Origin of the sequence: Mycobacterium sp. NPDC049093 (genome assembly GCF_040704635.1) — a bacterium.
GTDB lineage: Bacteria > Actinomycetota > Actinomycetes > Mycobacteriales > Mycobacteriaceae > Mycobacterium.
Window position 1 is genome coordinate 136767 of the sequence record NZ_JBEZJS010000010.1, and the last position, 18783, is coordinate 155549.

Annotated in this window: 17 protein-coding genes; 6 read left to right on the forward strand and 11 right to left on the reverse strand. The window is 67.1% G+C overall.

The window, feature by feature from the left end; translation table 11 throughout:
• Positions 1-25: 25 nt before the first annotated feature.
• The 3 genes from AB0876_RS30960 to secA2 are packed head-to-tail and all read right to left on the reverse strand — an operon-like array spanning position 26 to position 3900.
• Positions 26-925 carry a DUF881 domain-containing protein gene (locus AB0876_RS30960; RefSeq protein WP_491840867.1) on the reverse strand — a complete coding sequence of 300 codons (900 nt, stop codon included), beginning with the start codon at positions 923-925 and terminating at the stop codon, positions 26-28.
• Positions 922-1545, reverse strand: a complete 624-nt coding sequence (locus AB0876_RS30965; protein WP_491840866.1) for a CDP-alcohol phosphatidyltransferase family protein — start codon at positions 1543-1545, stop codon at positions 922-924. Before AB0876_RS30965 ends, AB0876_RS30960 begins: the two co-directional genes overlap by 4 nt.
• 9 nt (positions 1546-1554) lie before the next feature.
• Positions 1555-3900, reverse strand: coding sequence for an accessory Sec system translocase SecA2 (gene secA2 / locus AB0876_RS30970; RefSeq protein ID WP_526043809.1), 2346 nt, complete (start codon positions 3898-3900; stop codon positions 1555-1557).
• Between the two features lie 107 nt (positions 3901-4007).
• Between secA2 and AB0876_RS30975 the strand changes: the two genes are divergently transcribed.
• Together AB0876_RS30975 and AB0876_RS30980 are read left to right on the forward strand one after the other, a co-directional pair.
• Positions 4008-5933, forward strand: a complete 1926-nt coding sequence (locus AB0876_RS30975; RefSeq protein ID WP_491840864.1) for an ABC transporter ATP-binding protein/permease — start codon at positions 4008-4010, stop codon at positions 5931-5933.
• 32 nt (positions 5934-5965) lie between these two features.
• Complete coding sequence (locus AB0876_RS30980; protein WP_526043810.1) at positions 5966-7879, forward strand: ABC transporter ATP-binding protein/permease; 1914 nt, start codon at positions 5966-5968, stop codon at positions 7877-7879.
• Here AB0876_RS30980 and AB0876_RS30985 read toward each other — a convergent pair.
• The 5 genes from AB0876_RS30985 to AB0876_RS31005 all read right to left on the reverse strand — a co-directional run bounded on the left by AB0876_RS30985 (position 7876) and on the right by AB0876_RS31005 (position 12598).
• Entirely contained in the window at positions 7876-9363 is a 1488-nt protein-coding gene (locus tag AB0876_RS30985) for an FAD-binding protein (RefSeq protein WP_526043873.1), read from the reverse strand. The two genes, AB0876_RS30980 and AB0876_RS30985, sit on opposite strands and share 4 nt — an antisense overlap.
• 5 nt (positions 9364-9368) lie before the next feature.
• Entirely contained in the window at positions 9369-9863 is a 495-nt protein-coding gene (locus tag AB0876_RS30990; protein ID WP_526043811.1) for a VOC family protein, read from the reverse strand.
• A gap of 65 nt (positions 9864-9928) precedes the next feature.
• The gene (locus AB0876_RS30995) at positions 9929-10594 is read right to left on the reverse strand and encodes an Rv1815 family serine proteinase (protein WP_463793777.1); all 666 of its coding nucleotides are present in this window, start codon (positions 10592-10594) and stop codon (positions 9929-9931) included.
• Between the two features lie 196 nt (positions 10595-10790).
• Positions 10791-11399: a LysM peptidoglycan-binding domain-containing protein gene (locus tag AB0876_RS31000; protein ID WP_064887630.1), complete on the reverse strand. Its 609-nt coding sequence runs from the start codon at positions 11397-11399 to the stop codon at positions 10791-10793.
• 293 nt (positions 11400-11692) lie between these two features.
• Positions 11693-12598, reverse strand: coding sequence for a sterol desaturase family protein (locus AB0876_RS31005; protein ID WP_491840860.1), 906 nt, complete (start codon positions 12596-12598; stop codon positions 11693-11695).
• A 75-nt stretch (positions 12599-12673) separates the two neighbouring features.
• Here AB0876_RS31005 and AB0876_RS31010 point away from each other — a divergent pair, with 75 nt between their 5' ends.
• Together AB0876_RS31010 and AB0876_RS31015 are read left to right on the forward strand one after the other, a co-directional pair.
• On the forward strand, positions 12674-13009 hold the full coding sequence (locus AB0876_RS31010) for a DMT family transporter (protein WP_463793667.1): 336 nt from the start codon (positions 12674-12676) through the stop codon (positions 13007-13009).
• On the forward strand, positions 13009-13344 hold the full coding sequence (locus AB0876_RS31015; protein ID WP_491840980.1) for a DMT family transporter: 336 nt from the start codon (positions 13009-13011) through the stop codon (positions 13342-13344). Before AB0876_RS31010 ends, AB0876_RS31015 begins: the two co-directional genes overlap by 1 nt.
• Here the strand turns inward: AB0876_RS31015 and AB0876_RS31020 are convergent.
• The 3 genes from AB0876_RS31020 to AB0876_RS31030 are packed head-to-tail and all read right to left on the reverse strand — an operon-like array spanning position 13282 to position 16048.
• Entirely contained in the window at positions 13282-14505 is a 1224-nt protein-coding gene (locus AB0876_RS31020) for an MFS transporter (RefSeq protein WP_526043812.1), read from the reverse strand. The two genes, AB0876_RS31015 and AB0876_RS31020, sit on opposite strands and share 63 nt — an antisense overlap.
• 29 nt (positions 14506-14534) lie before the next feature.
• Positions 14535-15443, reverse strand: a complete 909-nt coding sequence (locus tag AB0876_RS31025; RefSeq protein WP_526043813.1) for an SDR family NAD(P)-dependent oxidoreductase — start codon at positions 15441-15443, stop codon at positions 14535-14537.
• Complete coding sequence (locus tag AB0876_RS31030; RefSeq protein ID WP_526043814.1) at positions 15440-16048, reverse strand: TetR/AcrR family transcriptional regulator; 609 nt, start codon at positions 16046-16048, stop codon at positions 15440-15442. The genes AB0876_RS31025 and AB0876_RS31030 overlap by 4 nt, the downstream gene beginning before the upstream one ends.
• A 102-nt stretch (positions 16049-16150) precedes the next feature.
• Here AB0876_RS31030 and malQ point away from each other — a divergent pair, with 102 nt between their 5' ends.
• Complete coding sequence (malQ, locus tag AB0876_RS31035; protein WP_526043815.1) at positions 16151-18286, forward strand: 4-alpha-glucanotransferase; 2136 nt, start codon at positions 16151-16153, stop codon at positions 18284-18286.
• A 79-nt stretch (positions 18287-18365) separates the two neighbouring features.
• On the forward strand, positions 18366-18776 hold the full coding sequence (locus AB0876_RS31040) for a hypothetical protein (RefSeq protein WP_064887645.1): 411 nt from the start codon (positions 18366-18368) through the stop codon (positions 18774-18776).
• Positions 18777-18783 lie beyond the last annotated feature (7 nt).

Sequence of the window (18783 nt, forward strand, 5' to 3'; positions counted from 1 at the left end):
GCGGTCCATCCTGTGCACCTCAGGCCTATCCAATCTGTTTGGCGAAGTTGACATCTCGCACCGACACCGCGGGCACGGTCAGGCCGTCACCCGCACTCACGTTCACCCCTACCCCGTAGGAAGTCTCCAACAACCGGAGCCGCTGCAGACCCGGGGTGCGGTCGAAAGCGTCGGCCATCCCCTTCGGCGGTCCGATGGCCACAATGGCATACGGACTGGTGATCGGCTGGTTGTCGACCAGAATCCCGCCTCCCGCCTGACGGATCGTCACCCCGGCGCCGACCCGCACGCCGCCGACCGAAACCGCCTCTGCGCCACTGGCCCACAGCGAATTCACCACCAGCTGCAGGTCCCGGTCCAGGATGATCTGCTGCCCACCGGCAACCCGCTGTTTCGACACGTCGCTGAGGTCCTTGGACAGCCCGGGATCGGTGACCGTGACGGTCAACCCGGGACCGATCATCGGGATGGCGGCCGCTTCGATGTTGGCGGTGTCCAGACTGCCGAGCAGATGCTGGCCGTTCTCGTCCATGCCGAGTCTGCTGCGTCGCTCGGCGTCCACCTGATCGACGAGTGCATCGCGTTCGGAACTGGCCTTGTCGGCACCGAGCTGCGCCGCCCGCACCCGCCCGGCCAGGGTGTGCTGGGCTTCGCGGGCCGCGGGCGCCGCGGTCTGGGCCTGGCCGGCCGCCACCGCGAACACTGTCGCGATCGCCCCCACACCTACCACCAACCACGCGAAATCCCGGATTCGCCGGTGCGGCCTCCCGCCGGTCTCACGGGCCGCCGCGGCGGCGGCGTAGCCCGGGTCGAGGTGCTCCGAGAGCAACGACCGCAGCAGTGAGGGCAGCGGGATCCGCTTGGGCGCGTGGGCCTCGTGGTCGTTGAGTCCTGCCCCCGACTCGTAGCCGCCCAGCGTGCTCATGATCTGACGGGGAGTTGTCGCACCACCATGCCCACCTGAACCAGGTACAGCACGGCCGACCACAGGTAGAGCGCCACACCCCACAGCAGGAAGGCCCATCCGCAGGCCAGTGCCACCCGGCTCCACGTCGCATCCCACTGACCGAGCAGCACCCACGGGAATCCGGACATCAGCGCAAAGGTGGCGGCCTTACCCAGATACGTCACCGGCAGCGCGGTCAGCCCACGCCTACGCAGGAGCGGCAACGTCGCGGCGAGCACCACGTCGCGTCCGAGCAGGGTCAGCACCACCCACCACGGCACCACGCCGTACAGCGCGAGGGCGACCGGCACGGTGATCATGTAGATCCGGTCGACGAAGGGGTCGAGTAGTTCGCCGAGCCGCGACGACTGATTGTCGACGAGGCGCGCGATCTTGCCGTCGGCCCAGTCGGAGAAGCCGCTGAACATCAGGATCGCCACGGCCCAGCCGTTGGCGTGAGCACCGAACAGCAGCCACAGGAATACCGGCACCAACACGAGGCGCAGCGCACTGAGCGCGTTGGGCACCGTGAGCACCCGGTCGCGTCCGGCATCCGGCGCCGGAGCGCTCCTGCCCTCAGGAGCAGGCGCGTGGTCCATGTCTAAAACCTAGCGGAACACACCCGGCAGGCTCAGCGCCGACATGGTGTCGTCGTTGAGCGGGTTGTCGTGGACCATGTACGTCCACGTCGACGTCGGCCGCGCCAGCTTCGACAGATCGATGCCCGGCTCGTCCTCGATGTCCTCCGCGGTGTCGAAGGTCTGCTGGGCGGCCTCGATGGCGTCGGCGGCCAGCGAGGCGAACGCGTCGACGGCCATCCGGTGGAACTCGTCGAGCGGGTTCTGCCGGCCCAGTGCCCGCAGATGGATGCTCTCGCGGATGTCGGCCAGGAAGGCCAGGTGATCGCACCAACCGCGGTCGAGGTGGTAGAGCATGATCAACCGGCAGATCTTGGTGAGCTTCTCCTCGGCGTCCTCACCCAGGCCCTCGGCCAGCTTGGCGTAGCGCTCGGGCGAGCGCGCCTCGAGCTCCTGGCGTGCGGTATCGGTGCGCAGCAGGGTTTCGCGGCGCTCCACGATGATGGCGCGCTGCTGGGCGATGAGCTGGTTGTAGCGCCAGGTGTTGGCGTGTACGTCGAGCAGTCGGCCCTCGGCGACCCGCTGCGCATGATCGAGCAGACCGGCCGCCTTGGGTGCGCTGACCCGGCCGTCCTCGTCGGTTTCGGTCGGCAACTTGGCTTCGTCGAGGTGAGCCGCGACCACCTCGTCCTCCCAGCTGGAGAAGAACACCGTCGACCCGGGATCGCCCTGACGTCCGGCGCGGCCACGCAACTGGTTGTCCAGGCGTTCGGTGTGGTGCCGGCCCGTGCCGACCACGTGCAGCCCGCCGAGGTCGGCCACCTTCTCCTTGTCGGCCGAGTCGTCGGCGGCATCGGATCCGCCCAGGCGGATGTCGGTGCCGCGGCCGGCCATCTGGGTGGACACCGTGACCGAGCCGAGCTTGCCTGCCTCGGCGATCACGGAGGCTTCTTCGGCGTCGTTCTTGGCGTTGAGCACGACGGCGGGAACGCCCGCCTTGACCAGCCTGCGGTGCAGGTCTTCGGACTCGGCCACGTCGTGGGTGCCGACGAGGATCGGTTGACCGGTCTCGTGCACCTCGGCGATGTGCTCGACGATGGCGTGGTTCTTCGCGGCCTCGGTGAGGTACACCCGGTCCGTCTCGTCCTCGCGGACGTTGGGCTTGTTCGGCGGGATCGGCGACACCCCGAGCTTGTAGAACTGGCGCAACTGCTCGCCTGCGGCCAGCGCGGTACCGGTCATGCCGCACACCGTGGGATACCGATTGACCAGCGCCTGCACCGTGATGGTGTCGAGCACTTCACCGGTCTCGGTGGTCTCGATGCCTTCCTTGGCCTCGACCGCCGCCTGCAGACCGTCCGGCCAGCGCTGCAACGAGGCGATCCGGCCGCGGGACGCGTTGATCAGGTGCACCGCGCCGTCCCGGACGATGTAGTGCACGTCGCGCTGGAGCAGCACGTGCGCGTGCAGCGCGACGTTGACCTCGGTGAGCGTGGTGGCGACGTGCTCCTCCGAGTACAGGTCGATGTTGCCGAGGCGGGCCTCCAGCTTGCGGGCACCGGCCTCGGTGAGGTGCACGTTGCGGTTGTCGTCGTCGGTGTCGTAATCCGTTCCGGCGGTGAGGTCGCCGACCATCCGGATGACCTCGACGCGAGGCTGCTCCCGGTGGCTGGTGCCGGCCAGCACCAGCGGCACCAGCGCCTCGTCGACCAGCACCGAGTCGGCCTCGTCGATCAGCGCGACGTCGGGGTTGGGTGACACCAGATCTTCGACATCGGTGACCAGCTGGTCACGCAGGACGTCGAACCCGATCTCGTTGACCGACGCATAGGTGACGTTGCACGCGTAGGCCGCACGCCGCTCTTCGGCGGTCGAATCCTCGGTGATCCAGCCGACCGTCAAACCAAGACTCTCCAGCAGCGGACCCATCCATTCCGCGTCACGCTTGGCCAGGTAGTCGTTGATGGTGATGACATGCACGTGCCGGCCGCCGATGGCGTAGCCGGCCGCGGCGATCGCCCCGGACAGGGTCTTGCCCTCACCGGTGGCCATCTCGACGATGTCGCCGGCGAGCATGCGCAGGGCCCCGAGCAGCTGTACGTCAAAGGGCCGCAGGCCGGTCGTCCGCTCGGCGGCCTCGCGCGCCAGCGCCAGGAACTGCGGCATGTCCGCGGAGGCGGCCAGGTCCTCCAGCTCGAGCAATTTGGCAGCCTTGGTGAGCTGCTCGTCGTCGAGCTTGGCAGCCTTGTCTTCGAACGCGGCTGCTCCCTTGACCTCTGAGAGCGACCGGGCCTCGTTCCGCTCGGTACTGGCCCCCAGTAGCTTCCAGAACTTGCTGCTCAAGCGGCCCGGTTTGGCGCTGGACGTCTTCGGCACATGTTCACGGTACGCGGACGCGCCGAGTGCCCCCGAGCGTGACCCCAGGCGTTACGCCGAACCGGATCGGCCGAGCCTGCCCAGCATGGTCGGGGTACTTTGCCCGAATGGAGATGTTCACCCCGACATTGGACTGGGGCGGTGAGCTGGTCGCCTCGTTGAAGTGGATCGCCATCGCCTGGGTCATCGCCGCGATCTGCACGCTGGCCGTGCTGATAACCGTCGGCATGCTGACCCATTGGGGACGACAGTTCTGGCGTATCACCGGCGCCTATTTCGTGGGCCCCGGCTCGGGGAAAGTCTGGCTGTGGTTGGGCACGATCCTGCTGTCGGTCGTCACCGGTGTGCGGCTGACGGTGCTGTTCAGCTATCAGGGCAACGACATGATGAGCGGCGCGCAGGTCGCCGTGCAGGGCCTGGCCGCCAACGACGAGACCGTCAAACAGTCCGGTATTCACGGTTTCTGGGTGGCGCTGGGCATCTTCTGCATCCTGGCCGTCATCTATGTGGCCCGGGTCATGCTCGACCTGTTCATCATGCAGCGGTTCATGCTGGCCTGGCGGGCCTGGCTGACCGATGAGCTCACCGGCGACTGGCTGAAAGAAAAGGCCTACTACCGCACCCGGTTCATCGACGACACCATCGACAACCCTGACCAACGTATCCAGTCAGACATCGACATCTTCACCGCCGGCGTCGGTCCGATGCCGAACAACCCCAACTACTTCAGCAAGAGCACGCTGCTGTTCGGCGCGATCGACGCGGTGGTGTCGGTCATTTCGTTCGCCGTGATTCTGTGGAACCTGTCCGGGAACCTCACCTTGTTCGGCTTCACCATTCCGCGCGCGATGTTCGTGATCGGACTGTTCTACGTAATCCTCGCCAGCATCGTGGCGTTCTGGATCGGCCACCCGCTGATCAAACTGACGTTCAACAACGAGAAGTACAACGCCGCGTTCCGGTACGCGCTGGTGCGGTTGCGCGACGCCGCCGAGGCCGTGGCGTTCTACCGCGGCGAGGTCGCCGAACGACTCCAGCTGCGTGAGCGTTTCGAGCCGGTCGTGAACAACTACCGCCGGTTCATCAACCGCTCGGTCAAGTTCTACGGCTGGAACCTGTCGATCAGCCAGATCATCGTGCCGCTGCCCTGGGTGTTGCAGGCTCCTCGGCTGTTCACCGGCGAGATCAAGCTCGGTGCGGTGAATCAGACGATCTCGGCGTTCAACAACATCCAGGATTCGCTGTCGTTCTTCCGTAATTCCTATGACGCCTTCGCCGGATGGCGGGCGTCGATCATGCGTCTGCACGGCTTGGTGATGGCCAACGAACAGGCCCGCGACCTGCCCGAGCTGACGGTCGAACCGAGCAAGGACTGCCTGGTCGAACTGGACGCCGTCGAGGTGCGCACCCCGGCCGGCGAGCCACTGGTCGACAACCTGGACCTGCGGCTGGACTCGGGTGACACGCTGATCGTGACCGGCGAGTCCGGCGCCGGCAAGACCACACTGCTCCGGAGCCTGGCACAGCTGTGGCCCTACGCGACCGGCACCTTCCGCTATCCGTGCGATGCCCACGAGACCATGTTCCTGTCGCAGATGCCGTATGTGCCGCTCGGCGATCTCCGGGCGGTGGTCTCGTATCCCGCCAAGCCCGGAAGCATCCCAGACGAGGACCTGCACGCGGCGCTGCAGAAGGTGTCGCTGCCGCAGTGCTCGAAGCGTCTGTCCGAGGTGGCCGACTGGGCCAAGGTGCTCTCCCCCGGCGAGCAACAACGCATCGCGTTCGCCCGGATCCTGTTGACCCGGCCGCGGGCGGTGTTCCTCGACGAGGCCACGTCCGCACTCGACGAGGGCCTGGAGTACACCATGTACGCACTGGTGCGCGCCGAGTTGCCGGACACCATCCTGGTCAGCGTCACCCATCGCAGCACCGTGGGCCAGCACCACGAAAAGCATCTGAAGCTGCACGGCGGCGGCCGTTGGACTTTGGGCGAGGTCGACGACGACGCGGCCGACCTGGTCAAGCAACCCTGATCGGGCGATAGTTCCCGGTAACTTCCCGGGGTATGGAGATGTTCACCCAGTCCCTGGACTGGGGCAACGAGATCCTGGCATCACTGTTGTGGGTCGCCAAGGCGTGGGCGATCGGGGCGGTGGCGCTGGTGGCCGTCCTGGCCGTCCTGGCACGCATCACCACCTGGGGCCGGCAATTCTGGCGCGTCACCGGCGGCTATTTCCTTGGGCGCGAGAGCATTCCGGTGTGGGTGCTGCTGGGGGTGCTGCTCCTGTCGGTGATGGTCTCGGTCCGGATGGACGTGTTGTTCAGCTACTACGTCAACGACCAGACCACCGCGCTGCAGGTGGCGTTCTCCGGCACCGGTTCCGGCAACGAAGCCGTGCGCCGCTCGGGCATCGACGGCTTCTGGCATTCGATCCTCATCTTCGGACTCCTGGTCACCGCCGACATCACCCGCACCTTGCTCGACCTGTACCTGATGCAGTACTTCATCGTTCGCTGGCGGGTCTGGCTCACCCACCGACTCACCGGGGACTGGCTCGATCAACGGGCCTACTATCGCGGCCGATTCATCGGTGGCTTCGGCGGGACTCCGATCGACAACCCGGATCAGCGCATCCAGCAGGACATCGACGTCTTCACCACCGGCACCGGACCTGAAACCAACACACCGACCGTCGCCACCGCACAGACACTGCTGTTCGGATCGGTCTACTCGATCGTCTCGGTCGTGGCGTTCACGCCGATTCTGTGGAATCTCGCCGGCCCCTTGACATTTCTGGGTGTCACGGTCCCGAAGGCGTTGTTCTGGATCGCGCTGTTGTGGGTGGCGGTCACGACCGTCGTCGCGATCTGGATCGGCCGGCCGATGATCCGCCTGACCTTCCGTAACTCGTTGACCAACGCAGCGTTCCGGTACGCGCTCGTCCGCGTCCGCGACGGCGCCGAAGCGGTCGGCTTCTATCACGGGGAACGCACCGAACGTGGCACGCTGTCGGACCGGTTCACCAAGGTGATCACCAACTACCGCCGACTTGTGCTGCGGGGCGTCGCGTTTCTCGGCTGGAACCGGTCCATCAACCAGATCATCGACCCGCTTCCGTTGATCGTTCAGGCGCCACGGTTGTTCGCGGGTCAGATCACCTACGGCGACGCCCTGCAGTCGGCGAGCGCATTCAACCGGGTGCAGAGTTCGTTGAGCTTCTTCCGTTCGGTATACGACGCTTTCGCCGGGTACCGAGCCGCCATCATCCGCCTTGACGGACTGGTCGCCGCAAACGAACAGGCAAGGGCGCTACCGCGATTGGATATCGGGGTGAGCGCAGGCGGCGGCGTCGAACTCGAGGACGTCGAGGTACGCTCCCCCGCAGGTGATCTGCTGCTGCACGACCTCGACATGCAACTCGCACCCGGCGATTCGCTGGTCATCACCGGGCCGTCCGGCACCGGGAAGACGACACTGCTGCGGAGCCTGGCACGACTGTGGCCCTACGGATCGGGGACGGTGCGCTATCCCGAGCAGGGTGAGGTGATGTTCCTGTCCCAGCTCCCCTACGCCCCGCTGGGCGATCTCCGTACGGTGGTCTGCTATCCCGCGCCGGCGGGTACCTACAGCGACGACGACATCCGGGCCGCACTCGACAAGGTCGCTCTGGGGAATCTGACCTCCCGCCTGGACGAGGACGCCGATTGGGGAAAGGTGCTGTCCCCGGGCGAACAGCAGCGGATCGCGTTCGCCCGGATTCTGCTGGCGAGGCCGTCTGCGGTGTTCCTGGACGAGGCGACCTCGGCGCTCGATGCCGGTCAGCAGTACGCGCTGTACTCGACCCTGCGCACCGAGCTGCCCGACTGCATCGTGGTCAGCATCAGTCACCGGGACAGCGTGAACCGGCTCCACGACCGTCGCCTGGAACTGCTCGGCGACGGTCGATGGCAGCTCAGTCTGCTCGGCGACCCTGCCTAGCGTGCCGCTGCGTGCGTGCCGGCTCGGCGCCCGAAGAACGACCCTTCGCCGAGTTGGACGCCGCTGGCGTAACCCTCGCCGTCCTGGGCGATGTTGGACGCGCAGGCCCCCGCCGCGTACAGGCCGGTGATGACGCTGCCGTCCTCACGCAGCACCTCACCGTCGATGGACACCGTCAACCCGCCCATCGTGAATCCCGAATACATGGCAATGCCGAGCGACAGGTCGAACGCCGCCCACGGGCCCTTCTGCTGCACCGCGATGTAGTCGGGCTGCTTGTGGAAATCGGGATCCTCGCCATTGGCCGCGTGCTCGTTGTAGCGGTCCAGGGTCGCCGCCAGGTTGCCGGCCGGGATGCCCAGCGCCTCTTCGACTTCGGCGATCGTCTCGTAACCGTCGATGAACTTGATGAGCGGCATGGCCGGCATCTCCATGTGTTCCTCATCCACGATGAGGTATGCCTGCTGATCGGGCTGTCGCAGGACGAATGCCGAGGTACGCGAATGGTAGGAATCCTCGGTGACGAAGCGCCGGCCCTGGTTGTTGACGATCACGCCGGTCAACAGGATCTCAGGCGGGTAGGCCGCCGCGGTGATGAACAACTGGTCCATGCCGTTGGCCACGCCGCCTGCCGCGACACCCATCCGGATGCCCAGGCCGTCGTCGTTGGGGTTGCCCAGGATGTAGGGCTCCACCTCACCGTGGTGCTTGGTGCGACGCTTCTTGCCCAGCGCCGGGGTGTATTCGGCGACCATCTCGGGGTTCATCGCGAATCCCCCGGCCGTGATGATGACCGATTTCGCTTTGACGCAACCGGTTTCGCCGAAGTGCTTCCACTTCACCCCGACCACGGGGCGGTCATCCGCATCGCCGTCGACGATCAGGTTGGTGGCTCCCACCTCGTAGCGGATCGTGACGCCCAGCGTCTCGGCGCGCTTCAGCAGGAGGTCGATGACCATCGCCGCGCCGCCCAACTCGCCGGGCACGGGAACCGAGTGCCCGCGAGGCGCCGGCGCGGCCTGCTCGGTGAACGGCCAGACCTTCTCGTTGCCGGTGTAGGACAGCCCCTCGGTGCCCGGCGGGACCACCACCTTGCCCGGGTAGAAGCTGCGCTCGAACTGAAAGCCCAGCGCCTCAAGCCAATTGAAGTGTTCGACACTACCGTCGCTGTAGGCGCGGATCTTGGCCAGATCAGGTTCGCGCGAGACGGCGACCAGGTACTTGTACATCTCCTCGGCGGTGTCGGGGTGCCCGGTGGCCTCCTGCACCGCGGTACCGCCGCCGAGATAGAAGTGCCCGCCGGCCATCGCGGTGGTGCCTCCGGCCGCCGCGGCCTTCTCCAACACCAGGACCCGGGCACCCTCGGCGGCAGCACTGACCGCTGCACAACCTCCGGCGATGCCGAATCCGATCACCACGACATCGAACTCGTCGGACCAGGATTCGCCGGCGACGACCTCGGAGGCCTCCAGGACCTCGGGGATTTCCTTCACTGCTGCTCCTGTTTCACATACTCGAAGAACGCCCGGATCTCGGGCGGGATGTAAGCGATCTCCAGATACGGCACCCCCGCCCCGGCGGCCGACAGGTAGGCGAATCTCATTCCCCCGGGCATCTCGCCGTCACACACCACGGGCGTCCCCTCGCCTTCGGCGTCGCGCAGTCTTGCGTCGAATGCCTCGGGGTCGGCTGCCTCGACACAGATGTGGTGCAGGCCGGACCCGTGTCGTTCGAGGAACTCGGCGTAGACGCTCTCGCCGCTGACCGGTGCGATCAGTTCCAGTTGGGTGTCGCCGGCGTAGCTCAGCGAGATGTCGGCGACGAAATCGGCAGGCTTGCCCCGGTATCGGCACGTCTGCGGGCTGAAATGCACCGCAGGCATGCGCACCCACCGGCGCGCCCCCAGCAGGGTGGACAAGACCTGTTCGGTGGCGTCCAGATCAGCGGTGACCCAGGCGATCTGGACAGGTGTCTGATTAAGCATCGCCATGACAATATCGCCCACCCGCCAGGATGGCTAGAACGTGTTCTAGTTAGCGGAACGGCGAGTCAGGGTTGTCCGACGAGATTCGAGACCTCGCCGGCGAGCGGCGCGCCGTCACCGCGGGCCTGGCCACTGGCGTTCTGCCAGGAGACCGCGGCCGGATAGTTACCCCACGTGCTGTTGAACATCCCGACGATGGCAGCACGGCCATCGGGGGTGACGATGTATACCGGTCCACCGGAATCGCCTTTTTGGCTGACCACACCGTTGGCCATCGTGAACCAGCCGTTGTTCACGGCCTCGACGGTGCCGCAGGTTTCTCCGGTAACCACGCCGAAGTGACAGACCGGGGCCCCGACCGTCGGCACCACGGCGGGATCCTCCACCAGCATCCGCCCACCCGGCAGGATGTTGTTCACCACGACGTCCCCGGCCAACTGGATGGTCTCCCAATCGGAGATCATGTGATTGGTATCGACTGTGGCGCCGTCGGGCGTGTTGTCCCGGAACGAACCCATGTGCCCGATGAAATTGCCGTCCCGGTCGTTCACCGGCCCGCCGCCGCGGCAATGCCCGGCGGTGAATCCGACGCGGCTCCCCTGGTCCACGAATCCGAGGGTGCACAAATTGGTGCCTTGGCGAATCTCCATCCCCGGGTACACCAGCGAACCCGCCGCAGCCGCCGTCGGTACCGGACATGCCAGCAGCCCCGCCACCGGCACCACCGCCATCGCCCGTATCGCCCCACCAAGCCAACTGTTCACGGCCGGCCTCCCTCGTTTTCGGACGTGGTGAAAGTCACCCTACCGATTTCAATATCGGTCAGGCGGCAACTTCGTTACCGGGGGTACCCACAACCCGCGAGATCCAATGCCAGAAACAACGACGGCCCGGACCAGCTGGTCCGGGCCGTGCGTCTTGGTCAGGTCAAGGAATCGTCAGGACCTGGCCGGGGTGAATCAGATCGGGATTGGCGATGCCGCTGGCATCGGCGATCTGCTGGTAGCGGTTGCCATCGCCGTAGAAGCGCTCGGCGATTGCCCACAGGGTGTCGCCGGACACCACGGTGTAGGTGCGCGGCTCGGGTGCCGGCGGGGGTGGCGGCGGCGCAGCCGGCTCGGGTGCGGCCACAGGCTCCTCGACAGCGGCCGGGGCAACCTCAACCTCGGGCGCGGCGGCCTCGGGCGCCGGTGGCGGCGGCTCGGAGGTCTCGGTCTTGGACGACCACGCGGGCCCGTCCGCGGCGTACAGCACCAGGTTGCGGTCGTCCTGGAGAACCAGCTTGACGTCCTTCTTGCCCTTGGTGTCGGTGTGCCACACCGGCTTCTCCGAGGTGTACAGCACGAAGTTGCCGTCGGTCTGCACCTCGGCGCGCACGACGTCCTGGCCGTTGGTGGAAGTCGACCAGACCGCTTGGCCACGTGCCTCCAACACGAGGTTGCCGTCATCCTGCAACGTCAGCGTGTACGCGCCGTTGTTGGAGGTGAGCGAACCACCCTTCTCCAGCTTCTGTCCTTCGGTCAGTGTGTCTCCCACGCATTGCCCCTTTCGTGACCGTGATCCGGGTTGTCGCACCCGGGTTCTGTCGACCTTACTGACTTCGAGTTTGCTTTGGTGCCATTCGGCTCGGCTCGAATTCAAACCTCGCACCAACACTGGGAAACGCCGGGTATCTCTACGGCAGACGGCGCGAATCGGCGGCGCCCGGCGTGTCGCACAACGAGCCGCGGCCACGTGATCGGCCCGAGGCAGCCGGAATAGTAGGTCGCGTCAATTCCCATGCCGGCCAATGATTCTGGCCGCCCGTTCGAGAACGGGGCCGACCCTTGTCAGCCGACAGGCTGGGTTTCGGAGGTTTCGGCGGGCTGCCAGCCGGGTGGGCCGAACACGAAGCCCAACCGGTCACGCAGACGGCGCGCCCGCCGCACGTCGCGGGCGATCGCCACGTACTCGTGGGTCTGCAGTTTCCAGATGTTGAAGGTGTTGACCGGCTTGGTCAGCCCATAGTGCGGACGGAACACCTCCGGCTGGAACGTGCCGAACATCCGGTCCCAGATGATGAGGATGCCGCCGTAGTTGCGGTCCAGATACAACTGGTCGCGGCCGTGGTGAACCCGATGGTGCGACGGCGTGTTGAAGATGAATTCGATTGGCCGCCACAACTTTCCGACCCGCTCCGTGTGCACCCAGAACTGGTAGACCAGGTTCAGCGAAAAGCTGGCGAACACCAGCCACGGCGGAATCCCGAGCAGGGGCAACGGAATCCAGGCCAGGATCTCACCGCTGTTGTTCCATTTCTGACGCAGCGCGGTGGCGAAGTTGTAGTACTCACTGGAGTGGTGGGCCTGATGCGTCGCCCAGATCAACCGCACCCGGTGCGCAACGCGGTGGTAGGTGTAGAACAGCAGATCCACTCCGACGATCGCGATCACCCAGGTGTACCACCGGTCCCCCGGCAGGTGCCACGGCGCCAGGTAGGCGTAGATGGCGGCATAGCCCAGCAGCGCCAGCAGTTTCCATCCGCCAGTGGTGAGGATCGACACCAGCCCCATCGAGATGCTGGCCCAGGCGTCACGGGTGTCGAACGCACCCGCGGGTTGCCGTTGGGATTCGATGTGCTCCAGGCGACGGGCGGCGAGCCATTCCACGGTCAGCAACACCAGGAAGAACGGGATCGCGAAGAACACCGGATCCCGCATCGGCGGGGGCAGGAAGTCCAGGACGGACCCGATCATGTGGACTCCTCGATGAGCTGGGCGTACTCTCCCACGGTACTCACCCGCCGAAGCGGGCTCGGATAGGTTTGTCCGGTGCAGAAGTGGGCGTTGTTGATCGCGGCCGTCATCACCGAAGTCACCGCCACGCTGTCGCTGCGCGCGTCCCAGGACCATTCGGGGTGGCTGGTGCTGGTGGTGTTCGGCTACCTGGCCGCATTCGTGTTGCTGACGCTGGTGCTGCGGGCGGGTATGCCTGTCGGCGTCGCCTACGGCATCTGGGGTGCGCTGGGTACCGCGGCGACGGCCGTGCTTGCCGCGGCGTTGTTCGGCGACCCGTTCACCTGGCCGATCGTGGCGGGTATCGGTCTGATCATCGCCGGCGTGCTGCTGGTCGAGCTCGGGTCGCACCCGCGTCAGGCCGAATCATGATGTGGGTGGCCCTGACCGGGGCGATCCTGGTCGAGGTGTTCGCCACACTGGGACTGCGTGCCTCCGACGGGTTCCGGCGCAAGGCGTGGATCGCGCCGGTGATCACCGGCTACGTGCTGTCGTTCTACCTGCTGTGGCTGGCCCTGTCGTTGGGGGTGCCCGTGGGCATCGCCTACGGCATCTGGACCGCGTGCGGCGTCGCACTGGTCGCCATCATCGCCCGGTTCCTGTTCCGGGAACCGCTGACCCCGGTGATGATGCTCGGTATCGCGCTAATCGTGTCGGGTGTGTTCACGATCGAACTGGCCGGCATCGGCCCCGGGACGGTGCCCTGACGACGGCCGCCCCGGCAGCACCCCGGCGAGCAGCGCGGCCACCAACCCGGCCAGCGGCACGGCCAGGAGACCGACCCGCAACCCGGCCGCATCGGCGACGAGCCCGACCAGCAGTGGCGCACCGAAGAAACCCACCCGCATGAGCCAGGTGACCACGGTCAGGCCGGTCCCCGGTCGCAGCCCCGGCAGTTGGTCGGCGGCGTGCATCGCGGCCGGCACCAGGGTGGCCACCCCCAGACCCGCCAGCGCAAAGCCGGCGATCGTCGTGGCGATGCTCGGGAAGGCCAGGGCTGTTCCCATCCCGGCGGCGGCGATCACGCCGCCCGACCGCGCCACCGTGGCCTCGCCGAACCGGTCGACCAGCCGGTCGCCGATCACCCGTCCCACGAACATGAAGCCGACCAGCGCGATGTATCCGAAGACGGCCACGGCCGGCGGCGTGTGCAGGTAATCCCGCAGATACAGGGTGGCCCAGGAACTCCCGGAATCCTCGACCGTGGCGCCCGCGATCGCGATCAGCACCAGGGCCAGCAGGATCAGGTATACCCGCGGCCCCGCCCTCGTTCCCGCCGGGGCGTGCGCTGCCGGGTGATCATCATGGTCTGGTCCGGGCAACAGGTAGCGGTACGCGACCACCGCGACCGCGCTCAACACGACGGCGGCCACCGAGAGATGGATGGCCCGTGGGATCCCGAGGGCGATTGCTCCGGCACCGGTGAGCCCACCGAGGATCGCGCCTGCAGCCCACACCGCATGCAGCGAGTTGATGATCGACCGGCCGTGTTCGCGCTGCAGCCGCAGTCCGTGCGCGTTCTGTGCGACATCCACCACCGAATCGCAGGCGCCGGCCAGGAACAACGCGGCGGCCAGCAGCAGGGGTGAGTTCGCCATACCGGCTGCGACGACGAAGGCGGCCAGCGCCACCGTGCCGATGACCGCCACCCGGGCACTGCGGAACCGTCGGATCAGTGTCGCCGCAGTCAATCCCGCAACCAGCGCGCCGCCGGAGAACGAAGCGACGGCCGCGCCGTACACCGCATTGCTCAGGTGAAGGTCACTCTTGATCTCCGGATAGCGCGGCAGGAGATTGGCGAAGATCGCGCCGTTGGTCAGGAACAGCGCCCCGACCGCGATCCGGGCCGGGCGCAACGCGGATGCCACTGAGTCGACACTACTGCGCGTCCCCGAAGTCAGTGGACCGCAGGCACCAACCGTTCGCTGACCCGCCACAGGTCTGCCGCCTTGGCCTCGTCGTAGGAATCTCGTGAGGACCGGATCCGGCGGGTTCCTTCGAAGTACGCCCCGGTGACGCCTTCGAGGCCCGGGTCGGTCACCAGCGCGGCGAGATTGGCGCCGGAACGTCGGGTGCTGTTGACGTTGGGCAGTACCCGTAACGCCGGCATGAGCAGGCGCCAGGCCAGCCGCTGGATACCCGAGTAGTCCCTGGCGAGCCCCGAACCCGGCATCAGGCCGGGATCGAACGCGTTGACCGTGATCCCGCGGGACCCGTGCCCCAGGCGCCGGTCCAGCTCATAGCTGAACAGCATGTTGCACAGTTTGGAGGTGGTGTAGCGACGCCGGCCTTCTTCGCCGGTCAGCCCGCCGGGCGGCGGATGAAGCAGGTCCTCGGCCGAGTCATATTGCGGCGCAGGCATACCCGTGAACCTGTCCGGATCGTGGGTACCGCTGCTGACCACCACGATTCGCGCCGGGGCGGTGAGCGCGGCGAGCACCTGCTGCACCAGGGCGAAATGACCGAGGTGGTTGACGCCGAAGGTCATCTCATAGCCGTCCGACGTCGTCTGGGCGCCCGCTACCAACTGGAGTCCGGCGTTGCATACCAGCGCGTTCAGCGGCGGTAGGTCCCGATGCGGCAACCCGGCGGCGAAGTTCCGTACCGACTGCAGCGATGCCAGGTCGAGTTCACCCACCGTGGTACGTCCGGGGCAGCCGAGACGAGCCGCCGCGTCGGCGCCACGTTCGGTGTCGCGCACCGCGAGCACCACATGCCAACCCGGATCGGATTCCAGGAGGGTCCGCGCACATTCGAAGCCCAGCCCGGTGTTCGCGCCGGTGATGATCGCGGTCTTGTCGGTCACTTTTCCTCCAGGAGTATCGGGATGAGCGCCGTGACCGCCTGCCACAGCCGCCGGTACATGCGGGCCACGTCGGTGGTGCCCGGTTCGAGGTGCGCGGCGAAGAACACCCCGTCGGACTGTGCGACGGCGAATGCGGTGAGTTCGGCCACCACCTGCTCGACACGACGTGGCGGCACGCCTGCGGGCAACTGGCTGCGCACGGCGGCAGAGAATCGCGCGATCGCGGTGTCACGCACGCGGCGCACCACCGCCGTCACCGTCGGATCATCGCCGCGTTCCAGCGACAGCAGGTACAGGATGCGGAGGAATTCCGGGCGCTGCGCCTGCAGATCCGCCAGAACCGCCAACTGCTCATCGATGCCGCCGCTACCGGGTATCGCCGCGAAGAAGCGGTCGGCGCCGCGTTCCATCACCGCCGCGAGGACACCGTCCTTGGATCCGAAATGCCAGTAGATGGAGCTGGCCGGCAAGCCGCAGGCCTTGCGGATGTCGCTGATCGAGGTGGCGGCGTAACCGCGAGTGGCCATGAGTTGTTCGGTGGCGTCGAGAATCTGCCCCCGGGAATCCGCACCCTGCTGTTGTCGTCGCGTGGTTGGAGTGGCCACCTGAAATCCCGTCTGTAAGGATCGTTACAGACAGCGTAGAGCGTGGGTAGGCACCACGCCAGTGGCACGCACGATCGGCTTCTGGGCGCCAAGATTGTCACCATGACTTCTTCGTCACCGGCCCTGCTCGAACTGGCCCGCCGCTACGGCGTCGCCGCGGAGTTCGACGACTGGACCGGCCGCCGCACCGCCGTCGCAGAGTCCACCCTGGTCGCGGTGCTGGAAGCACTGGGCGTGCCGGCCGGCACCGAACAGGAGCGGCTGGACGGCCTGGCGGCGCACGACCGGCAGTACTGGCAGCGCAGCCTGCCACCGATCGTGTTGGGCCGGGCAGGAATGCCGACGAGCTTCTGGGTCCACGTCACACATGGGGATCCGGCGCACCTCACGCTGTTGCTCGAAGACGGCACCGAGCGCGGCAGCCTCCGGCAACTCGAGAACAACCGGCCTCCACACGATCTCGGGGACCGGTTGATCGGTGAGGCCACGTTCGAACTTCCGGCGGACCTGCCGTTGGGTTATCACCGGCTGCGATTGGACGGGACCGATACCGAGACGCCGGTGGTGGTCTCCCCCGCCACCGTGGGCCTGCCCATCCGACTGGGCGGGCGACGCGCCTGGGGAATGGCCGTCCAGCTCTACAGTGTTCGCTCGAAAAACTCTTGGGGCACAGGTGATCTCACCGACCTTGCCGATCTGGCGGTGTGGTCGGCGGCCGAGCACGGCGCCGGGTTCATCCTCGTCAATCCGCTGCACGCGGCCGCTCCCACCGCCCCGATGGAGCCCTCGCCGTATCTGCCCACCTCGCGGCGGTTCGGCAATCCGCTCTACCTGCGGGTGGAGGCCGTCGCAGAATTCGCCGACGTCCGTCACCGCGGACGCCTCCGGGCACTGCGCACCACCGCCAACAAACGCGCCGACCGCGACCCCACCATCGACCGTGACGCGGCCTGGCAGACCAAACGCACCGCACTGCAGCAGGTGTACCGGGTTGAGCGCACGGCGGGCCGGGAACTGGCGTACACCGCCTACCGGGCCCGGCAGGGCCGACGCCTGGAGGAATTCGCGACCTGGTGCGCGCTGGCCGAACAATACGGAGCGGATTGGCACGCCTGGCCGCACGCACTGCAGCATCCGGCGAATCCGGAAGTCGCCGCGTTCGCGGCGGCCCATCCCGATGCCGTGGACTTCCACCGCTGGCTGCAGTGGGTTCTCGACGACCAACTCACCGCCGCGCAGGCCACGGCGATGCAGGCCGGGATGGAGTTGGGCGTCATGAGCGACCTCGCGGTCGGCGTGGATCCCGACGGCGCCGACGCCTGGGCCCTGCAGGATGTGCTGGCTCCGGGCGTGACGGCCGGCGCTCCCCCGGACGAGTTCAACCAACTGGGCCAGGATTGGTCGCAGCCCCCGTGGCGGCCGGACCGGCTGGCCGAGCAGGCCTACGAACCGTTCCGGGCGCTGGTCGAGATGGCGCTCCGGCATGCCGGTGGGGTGCGCATCGACCACATCATCGGAATGTTCCGGCTGTGGTGGATCCCGAAGGGCGCCGCACCGACCGAAGGCACCTATGTGCGTTATGACCACGACGCGATGATCGGCATCATCGCGCTCGAAGCGCACCGGGCCGGCGCGCTCGTGGTCGGCGAGGACCTGGGCACGGTCGAACCGTGGGTGCGCGACTACCTGCACGAGCGGGGCCTGTTCGGCACCTCGATCCTGTGGTTCGAGTCCGACGGGTCCGGGCGGCCCCTCCCGGCCGAACGCTGGCGCGCGTACTGCCTGTCCTCGGTGACCACCCACGATCTGCCGCCGACGGCGGGGTATCTCGCGGGCGAGCATGTGCGGTTGCGGGAAGAACTCGGGTTGCTCACGCGGCCTGCCGATGAGGAGTTGGCCTCGGACCGCGCCGCGCAGGCCGCCTGGCTCGACGAGTTGCGCCGGGTCGGCCTGCTCGGACCCGATCCGGACACCGACCAGATCGTGACGGCGCTGTACCGGTATCTGGCCCGCACCCCGTCGAAGCTGCTGACCCTGGCGCTGGCCGACGCAGTCGGTGAGTTGCGCACCCAGAATCAGCCGGGAACCACCGACGAGTACCCGAACTGGCGGATCCCACTGGCCGGTCCGGACGGCCGTCGGCTGCTGCTCGAAGACGTGTTCGCCGATCCGCGGGCAGCCGCGTTGAGCGAGGTGATGGCCGGGATCACCGGGCACGCCGGCCGGACCCGGATGTAACGCCCGGGGCGTCTTCTCCGGTTTCACAAACGTCTCAGCTGCGATATGTTCGCAACCGCACCCGACTGACGGAGTTCACGTGAAGAAGCTTGTTGCGCTCGGCGGCGGTCTGCTCGCCGCCGGTTCGATCGCCCTGATGGCGGCAGGCGCCGCCACCTCGCAGCCGAGCTCCGCTTCGGTCAACGTCGTCGGTGAGCCCTATATGAAGGCACTCGCGATCCTGAAGAGCCAGGGCGTCAAGGCGACCTTCGGCGGCTCGTTCGGCAGCGCCCTTCCGCAGGCCGAGTGCCTGGTCGATTCCCAGAAGGTCAACTCCAGCGGCAAGATGATCCTGATGCTGGACTGCAGCGAGGCCGCGGCCGAGCAGGGTGCCGAATCGGCCGTCCCGGGCGGCCCGAGGGTCGGCAGTAACGGCGTGACCACGGTGACGCCGACGCCGGTGGTCCCGATCGCCGGCGCCCCCGGCGCGGGCACGCCGCCACCGGCCTGACATACAC

Excerpts from the sequence above, each read along its gene's own strand:
- AB0876_RS30960 (WP_491840867.1), bottom strand. The coding sequence starts at position 925 with ATGAGCACGCTGGGCGGCTACGAGTCGGGGGCAGGACTCAACGACCAC.
- AB0876_RS30965 (WP_491840866.1), bottom strand. The coding sequence starts at position 1,545 with ATGGACCACGCGCCTGCTCCTGAGGGCAGGAGCGCTCCGGCGCCGGAT.
- AB0876_RS30975 (WP_491840864.1), top strand. The coding sequence starts at position 4,008 with ATGGAGATGTTCACCCCGACATTGGACTGGGGCGGTGAGCTGGTCGCC.
- AB0876_RS30980 (WP_526043810.1), top strand. The coding sequence starts at position 5,966 with ATGGAGATGTTCACCCAGTCCCTGGACTGGGGCAACGAGATCCTGGCA.
- AB0876_RS30990 (WP_526043811.1), bottom strand. The coding sequence starts at position 9,863 with ATGCTTAATCAGACACCTGTCCAGATCGCCTGGGTCACCGCTGATCTG.
- AB0876_RS30995 (WP_463793777.1), bottom strand. The coding sequence starts at position 10,594 with ATGGCGGTGGTGCCGGTGGCGGGGCTGCTGGCATGTCCGGTACCGACG.
- AB0876_RS31005 (WP_491840860.1), bottom strand. The coding sequence starts at position 12,598 with ATGATCGGGTCCGTCCTGGACTTCCTGCCCCCGCCGATGCGGGATCCG.
- AB0876_RS31015 (WP_491840980.1), top strand. The coding sequence starts at position 13,009 with ATGTGGGTGGCCCTGACCGGGGCGATCCTGGTCGAGGTGTTCGCCACA.
- malQ (WP_526043815.1), top strand. The coding sequence starts at position 16,151 with ATGACTTCTTCGTCACCGGCCCTGCTCGAACTGGCCCGCCGCTACGGC.